Genomic DNA, 1,759 nt, shown 5'->3' on the forward strand with positions numbered 1-1,759 from the left:
GGTCTTCGATGGCCTTGCACAGGTCGCCCAGCAGGCGTAGCACGACTTCCTGCACGCGCGGGTTGGCGGGGCGGTCGGCGGCGTCGACTACCCAGTTCTTGACCAGGGTTTCGATCTGTTCGTGATTCATTGCATGTCTCCTTCGGGGTATGGAACGGTGATCAGCGGTCGTCTTCGCACACCGACGACGGGTGACGGCACAGCGGCATCACCTCGATCTGCATGTAGGGGAACAGCGGCAGGGACGTCAGCAGCGTATGCAGCTCGTCGACGCTGTCGACGTCGAAGACGCTGACGTTGGCGTACTGACCTGCGATGCGCCAGATGTGGCGCCACTTGCCTTCGCGCTGCAGGCGCTGCGAGTAGTCCTTCTCGACCTGTTTCAGCGCCGCGGCTTCGTCCTGCGGCATCGATGCCGGCAGGTTCACGTTCATTCGTACATGGAACAGCATGGTTACTCCAATGGTTGATTTACTTGCGCTGCATGGCGTGCAGCTTTTCGATGTCGATCTCGACGCCCAGGCCGGGACCGCTCGGCACCTGCAGCATGAAGTCGCGGTAGACCAGCGGCTCGCGCAGCACTTCCTGGGTCAGCAGCAGGGGGCCGAACAGTTCGGTGTCCCAGGCCAGTTCGGGGAAGGTCGCGCAGACGTGGGCGGTGGCGGCGGTACCGATCCCGCCTTCCAGCATGGTGCCGCCGTACAGGGCGATGCCGGCCAGGCGCGCCACGGTCGCCACTTCCAGCGCCGCGGTCAGGCCGCCGGACTGGCAGATCTTGACGGCGTAGACGTCGGCCGCATCCATGCGCGCCAGCGCCATCGCGTCGTCCGGGCCGTGCAGGGCCTCGTCGGCCATGACGGCGACGTCGAAGCGCTGCTTCAGGCGGGCCAGGGCGGCGCGGTTGCCGGCCTTGACCGGTTGCTCGATCAGGTCGACGCCGCCGGCTTCCAGCTTGGCGATGCCGCGCACGGCATCCAGTTCGTTCCAGGCCTGGTTGACGTCGACCCGGACGCTGGCGCGTTCGCCCAGCGCGCGCTTGATCGCCAGCACGTGGGCGACATCGTCATCCACGCTGCGCAGGCCGATCTTCAGCTTGAAGATGCGGTGGCGGCGGATGTCGAGCATGTGTTCGGCCTCGGCGATGTCCTTGGCGGTGTCGCCGCTGGCCAGGGTCCAGGCCACCGGCAGGGCGTCGCGCACCCGGCCGCCCAGCAGTTCCGACAGCGGCACGCCCAGGCGGCGCGCCTGCGCATCCAGCAGCGCGGTCTCGATCGCGCACTTGGCGAAGCGGTTGCCCTGGATGGCCTTGCGCGCCTTGGCCATCACGGCGGCCGGACGGCTCGCATCCATGCCGGTCAGCAGCGGCGCGAAATAAGTGTCGATATTCGTCTTGATGCTTTCCGGGCTCTCTTCGCCGTAGGCCAGGCCGCCGATGGTGGTGGCTTCGCCCCAGCCCTGGATGCCGTCCGCGCAGCTGACGCGGACCAGCACCAGGGTCTGGGTGTTCATGGTGGCCACGGACAACTTGTGCGGGCGGATCGTCGGGACGTCGACGAGGAAGGTTTCGATTTTCTGTATCATATTCGTTGCGTATCATGCGCTAAGGTGATGACACGATATTCCCAGAGATGATGGGCGTCCAACACTGATTTGGTATAACTCCGATACTCATCAGGTATGGAGTATCGGTGCGGCGGCGGCAGCCAGGAGTGGCCCGCGGGCGGGCCAAGGGGAGGGGGGAGGGATGGCGGGGCGGGGG

At 66.1% G+C, this 1,759-nt stretch carries 2 protein-coding genes; both read right to left on the reverse strand.

The annotated features are described in order from the left end of the window. Positions 1-161 precede the first annotated feature (161 nt). The gene (catC, locus tag ACI48D_RS23900) at positions 162-452 is read right to left on the reverse strand and encodes a muconolactone Delta-isomerase (protein ID WP_435573736.1); all 291 of its coding nucleotides are present in this window, start codon (positions 450-452) and stop codon (positions 162-164) included. A 19-nt stretch (positions 453-471) separates the two neighbouring features. Beyond that, positions 472-1,581, reverse strand: coding sequence for a muconate/chloromuconate family cycloisomerase (locus ACI48D_RS23905; protein ID WP_435573737.1), 1,110 nt, complete (start codon positions 1,579-1,581; stop codon positions 472-474). Positions 1,582-1,759 lie beyond the last annotated feature (178 nt).

Origin of the sequence: Massilia sp. LXY-6 (assembly GCF_051233485.1) — a bacterium.
Classification (GTDB): domain Bacteria; phylum Pseudomonadota; class Gammaproteobacteria; order Burkholderiales; family Burkholderiaceae_D; genus Telluria.

Bases quoted from the DNA above. Each gene is read 5' to 3' on its own strand.
- catC (WP_435573736.1), bottom strand. From the start codon at position 452: ATGCTGTTCCATGTACGAATGAACGTGAACCTGCCGGCATCGATGCCG.
- ACI48D_RS23905 (WP_435573737.1), bottom strand. From the start codon at position 1,581: ATGATACAGAAAATCGAAACCTTCCTCGTCGACGTCCCGACGATCCGC.